Source organism: Microcoleus sp. PH2017_08_TRC_O_A (assembly GCF_020738665.1).
In the GTDB taxonomy this organism is placed as follows: Bacteria; Cyanobacteriota; Cyanobacteriia; order Cyanobacteriales; family Microcoleaceae; genus Microcoleus.
The window spans coordinates 1-5,449 of the sequence record NZ_JAEQCE010000164.1 but is presented as its reverse complement, the minus strand read 5'-3'; the positions used below and the strand labels follow the sequence as shown (position 1 = coordinate 5,449).

At 45.4% G+C, this 5,449-nt stretch carries 3 protein-coding genes and 1 pseudogene; 2 read left to right on the top strand and 2 right to left on the bottom strand.

From position 1 onward, the window contains the following. Positions 1-123 (bottom strand): annotated as a pseudogene (locus JGK22_RS33405) (RNA-guided endonuclease TnpB family protein); the annotation flags it as partial. A 372-nt stretch (positions 124-495) separates the two neighbouring features. Beyond that, positions 496-2,709 carry a recombinase family protein gene (locus JGK22_RS32380; RefSeq protein ID WP_293208985.1) on the bottom strand — a complete coding sequence of 738 codons (2,214 nt, stop codon included), beginning with the start codon at positions 2,707-2,709 and terminating at the stop codon, positions 496-498. A 52-nt stretch (positions 2,710-2,761) separates the two neighbouring features. Here JGK22_RS32380 and JGK22_RS32375 point away from each other — a divergent pair, with 52 nt between their 5' ends. Both JGK22_RS32375 and JGK22_RS32370 read left to right on the top strand, forming a co-directional pair. Beyond that, positions 2,762-4,114 carry a proton extrusion protein PcxA gene (locus JGK22_RS32375; RefSeq protein WP_293208988.1) on the top strand — a complete coding sequence of 451 codons (1,353 nt, stop codon included), beginning with the start codon at positions 2,762-2,764 and terminating at the stop codon, positions 4,112-4,114. A gap of 987 nt (positions 4,115-5,101) precedes the next feature. Continuing rightward, the gene (locus JGK22_RS32370) at positions 5,102-5,425 is read left to right on the top strand and encodes a hypothetical protein (protein WP_293208990.1); all 324 of its coding nucleotides are present in this window, start codon (positions 5,102-5,104) and stop codon (positions 5,423-5,425) included. Positions 5,426-5,449: the final 24 nt, after the last annotated feature.

The window sequence follows — 5,449 nt, the reverse complement described above, 5'->3', positions numbered from 1 at the left end:
GTACCGTTGCCGACTTTCGTAAGTCCCGACATTAAACAGATTGTTTGACCACCTCAACAGTTGCTCGACAATGATTTTGTCGAGTCCTGTTAAATGCCACAGGTCTCTTTGTACTGCGTACATCTTTTTTTACCCTCCTTGATTTATTTTACTAGAATTGGTAAATATTTAACTGGCAGGATAAATCCTGCAATGCCCTTTCATCCCTGGACTTTTGTCGCAGGGTTTTCAGGGTATTTCTTATAATCTCGCTCATTTATAGCATACTAAATCAAAATTGCAAGGCCTATAGATATTTTTAAACTCTGGTATCTTTCGAGCTAAAAATATTAATGATTGCACGTTTTGATGCCTGTTTTGGGTACACTTTTATCTCGCCCAATTTCGATCGCATCTAGAAGTCACACTGCGAGTCAAGCCGGAGTATCTATCCAAAGAGAGAAAAAATGAAAATCTTTGATTCATAATTTTCTTTCCTGCCTGTTGCCCAATGTCTTAAACTGACTGTTCACAAGAAACAGAGCTGTTAATTAGAGGCAGAAGCGGCCCGGTTTGCTCTTGGCCGTTGACGGCTAGTTCGCTGTGGCAAAGGTAAAGCACGGAACAACGACTTAACAAATCTACCAGAATTCGCCGCAGTCGCTGTTGGTCGGCGGCCGTTTCGTCTTCGGTTCCCCAGGGACGCCCCAATTGCGATCGCACAAATAAGGGTGCACCAAACAAAGTCGCCGCACCGCCGCTCAGCCATAGGGGCGAACCGGCATCCAGCCAAAAGTGCCATTTGTGGGCGCGGCGGCTGCTGCGGTACTGGAAGATGTTGGCGAGGGTGACGGCTTGGGCTTCTGGGCCTTGGGAACGGACTGGAAACGGGTTGGCGGTGACGGTTCCTTGGCGCAACAACTGGATGAACCTGGCGATCGTTTCTGAGTCGCCCCCGTTTGTGGGTTCTACACGCTGCATTCGCGCGTGTATTTCCCAGTAGTGGGCGGCGGTTTCCATTAACTCTCGCAGGGCTGCTAGCCGATCGAACGGCAGATATCTGTCGTTGATGAGAAATTTCTGGATCGCTCGATCGATCAGCGCAATGGGACTGGGTAACAGCCGCTCCTGTTGTTGCGATCGCTGTTGTTCGATCCACTCTACAATTTGCTCGTAGGCCAAAGCTGCTCGGTGTCCCACTCTGTCCCACCGGGGAAAGGCTGTAATTTCCAGCAGTTGAGGTCGATCGAGATCGGGACAAAAACAGTGATCGGCAATTAAACCTGCTCTCACTTGGTCGATCGATTTTAGATTTTGGATTTTAGATTTTAGATTGAAAGTGGGGTTATCTTCTGCTGTTTCCGGCAATTCCCGGTGTTTCTGGCTGCCTAAAATTACTAGCATTTCGGCTACGGCGTCTCGATCGACTAAACGGCCTAGTCCAGGATAAACCAACGCTAGCAAAGTCAGCAAAGCTCGAATCTCTGGCGTAGTCGATAGGGGACGCTGATCGTTGAGGGATTCGGCCGCGATACCATCTCGGGCGAGAATTTCCGTTAAGCTGTAACGGGCGATCGCATCCATCCCAGGAGCAACTACGGCGATTTCCTGCGCTTCCACGGCTTTTGACTTCACCGCATCCACGATAATTTCGGCGGTTTCTCGCAGCAGTTGCGCCCGAGAAGTGGTTTCGAGCGATCGAACCGAGCCTGGTAAACTCAAGCCTAAAGGATAAAAACCCTCAGAATTCACTGCCAAACTTACGGCTAAATCCCCAATCTCTGAGGATAAACCGGCTTTTGCGTCCAAATTTTCCACGCTTCCGCAGCGGCTTTCGAGTCGGGCGAGGTATTCCGTGTCAGCCCCCAAACCCAAACGCACTCCTCCATCCCGATTGTAGGAAAAGGCCCCCGCTGCGCCTGTGTCGAGCATTCGATCGAACAAATGACCGCTGATGGCCGGATAATCGTCAACATCATCGGCGATGACAGCTTGATATCTAGAAGCCAACTGCTGCTGGTAAGTGACATTTGGCAACAAATAGCGCCAGTAGAGTTCGCACACAATCCCGTAAGTCAGCAGCCCCCGCGTCAAGCACCATTCCCGCCACCTTTCGAGCAACTCTCCCATGCTAGTCCACAGGCTATTCGAGCCGTCACCAGCGGCAAATCCCTGTTGGAGAATGTGGGGAATTTCTTCTCTGGGCGTACCGCTGACAGCAGCAAGTTGTAATAAGTCTAGAGTTCGACGCACCATGCGATTTGGACTTACCCCTGTTTGTTGCAAAATCCCTTCGTCTAACTCGCGACGCCAGAGTCTGGCTGCAAGTTCCAATTCTGTTTCAGGTTGCAGCCGCAGGGGAAATTGAGCCTTCAAATCTAGCGACTGCAACAGCAGCGGCCAAAATAGCAATACTTCCTGCTCAAAAAAACCGAACGGTGTTGTGGAGTGAAAGGCATATTTTCCTTGGGTAGCTATGGCGATGCGATCGGCCAATTCCAACCGGTTGTCCCCATTAGCTGCTAAGACTAAGATTGCTGGGGCTGTTTGTCCCGCCCGCCAGCGCCCGGAACGCCCGCGGCTTGAAACGTTTGCGGGCAAAGGCTTGACTGTTTTGCTCCACAGGCAGAACTGCTCGACTAAGCGAGCGGTTTTGCCACTGCGGGCGCCTCCTACAATCCAAATAGAATCTGTGGCAGCGGTTTTTAGTTTATTTAAATTTGTTACCATACCATCAATACTTTAATGACTAATGTCTGCTACTAACTAATCGGCTCCAGCTATGAATACTTCTTTGTGGAACAGGTTTGTAAAATATCTCTACAGCGCTCACCAGTGGTATAGAGAAACGCCTGAAAGGGCACTAGAACAGGCTTACGATGCTGCGCTAGCAATTAAGGCGATCGAAGATGAGCATTTTGGCGGCCAAGGCATCTCCGAGCGATCGTCCGATTACGGACACAGCACCCTGTCTTACTTTAAATCCGAACTGCAAAAATACCTCAAGGTCATCCAAACCAGAATGGTTGAGTTTAATGCTAGCCGTTCTTTTTTGGAATTGCCCGATCGCGTGGGCGCAAAACCGCAGGCGGGACACAGCCCGGATCGCCACCCACGATTGGGTTTAGACGCTAAAGATCGATCGTCCCTGGTATTCGAGAAGCTAGAGTTTATTGATGGAGTCATGGACAAGTATATTAATAATAGTAAATCAACAGCGATCGTCCCACTTGTCAGTTCGGTAAACGTGCAGGCGAAATCTACAAGCAGTTCTCAACTTCACCCAAATAAAGGATTAGTTAATTTCAATCAAACTAATGGTGAAGTTGACACGAGTTCTGAAGAGGTAAATTTATTACCCCGATCGCTTTTAGGAACCTTGAATCGAATTACTAAAGAATTAGACCCGCAAGCAGAAAAAGACGTAGTTAGAAATTTCCGAAATTCTAAAATAAAAACTGTTATTTCTCTAAGATTTATTTTAATTTTAATTTTAGTTCCCCTGTTAACAAATCAAATTTCCAAAAACTTTGTAGTCGGGCCAGTAGTTGACCACTTTCGAGTCAAGCAAAATGCTCCTTTATTCATCAATGTTGACCTGGAAGAAGAAGCTTTAAAAGAACTGGAGATATTTGAGCATCATCTCAAATTTGACATTTTAATTGGCATAGCGCCGCCACTTTCTCCAGAGGAAAAGGAAAAAAAGATTGCCGAAAAAGCACTTGAGCTAGCGGAGGAATACCGCAAAGAAAGCGGTGGAGCAATTAAAAATATTTTTGCCGATTTAATTTCCGTGATTGCCTTTGCCGTGATTCTCATCACTAACAAGAGAGAGATTGAGGTTTTAAAATCTTTCATGGATGATGTGGTTTACGGACTTAGCGACAGTGCAAAGGCTTTCGTAATTATTTTGTTTACGGATGTGTTTGTCGGATTCCACTCGCCACACGGTTGGGAAATAATTCTCGAAGGTTTGTCGAGGCATTTGGGACTACCAGAAAATAGGCAGTTTATCTTTCTGTTTATTGCGACGTTTCCAGTTATCTTGGATACGGTATTTAAGTATTGGATATTCCGTTATTTAAACCGGAGTTCACCTTCGGCGGTTGCTACTTACAAGAATATGAACGAGTAATCGACTGCTACAGTTATCCTAGGGTGCATCAGTCGATTTAAGATTTAATATTTGAGTAATTACAGGGTTGGTCGCCATCAACAATCCTTAAAAAAAAATCGACAATTTAACAGATACGCACCTGTCTTTACAGGATCATTGTAAACAAACAAAACATTTATTGTGTAGCAATCTTTTGTCAAAATGGTATTACGCAGAGTATGAACCAATACGGTTTAGGTTTAGTTAACAAATCTTGTCATTGCCAGCTCACGAGCGTTGCAATCGCAGAGACTATGGCAGTTCTCAATTAACTGACGTGTACGCGGAGCAATTAGCTTCTTAACCCAAGCGTATTCGGGTATAGGCGACTCATATTGATCGAACCAGACACCGAGAAAGATTTCTGCGCCTGAAAACGCTGCGCGTGCAGAGGATCGCAGAGTTTTTGCGTAATTTCAACCCAATAGATTTGACGAAGCTTAAAATACGACTCTACAACAATCTCAGTATTTTTGCTGAGTCAAGCACATTATTTTCATAAAAACCCGTAAAACTTCAACAAGTTAAGCACAATTTACCAGTAAAACTAACTAACAAGAGCAGCAACCTTCACATATTTGCTGCCATGAACTTGCTACGAACACTGTCAGTCCCCCAGTGCCAGATAGAACAAAAAAATCAGTAATTTCCCTGATTGACCTGCTGCCGAAAAGAACGGAAGATTGTCATTAATAAAAGTTTCTCAACTAAAAAAAACCAAGCACCTCACAATTAATTCAAACCCGAATTCACGCATTCATCTTGAACGAAATATGAGGGCGATCAATTAATTAGTCTAAAACCACCGCTGCGCTGATTCAGATGCCCACAAACACAGTCGGTTTCACCAAATTTGCAGTTTCCGTAAAACAGGCATTTTTTAACTAATAAAGTATCCGAATACCCAAGCAGAACAGCCAACAATAATACCAGCAAACTTGTAATATTTAAAACAGGAGTGAAGTCATGTCAGGCATCAACCCAATCGAATCTTTAATAGAAGAATCGCCCCTAGTCAATCCCGGACTTACTCCTGCTGCACCCTCGCGTCTTCCGGGAATTGCAACTCCAAAACCTTTACCATACCAAGCAACAGACGACGAAGTAGAAAACCTTATACAACAAGAAACGAGCGAACCTGCAAACGAACTTCCCAAGAAAATAAGCTCAGCCGATGCCGATTCTTTAATTGCCAACAAACCATCCTCACTCCATCAGGGCTATTTCGTTCTAGACAGTAGACAGGGTTTAGGTTTAGAGTTTAGAAGTCGGATTCACCCTAACTTATGATTTATGAGTTCCCTAGCAATTGTA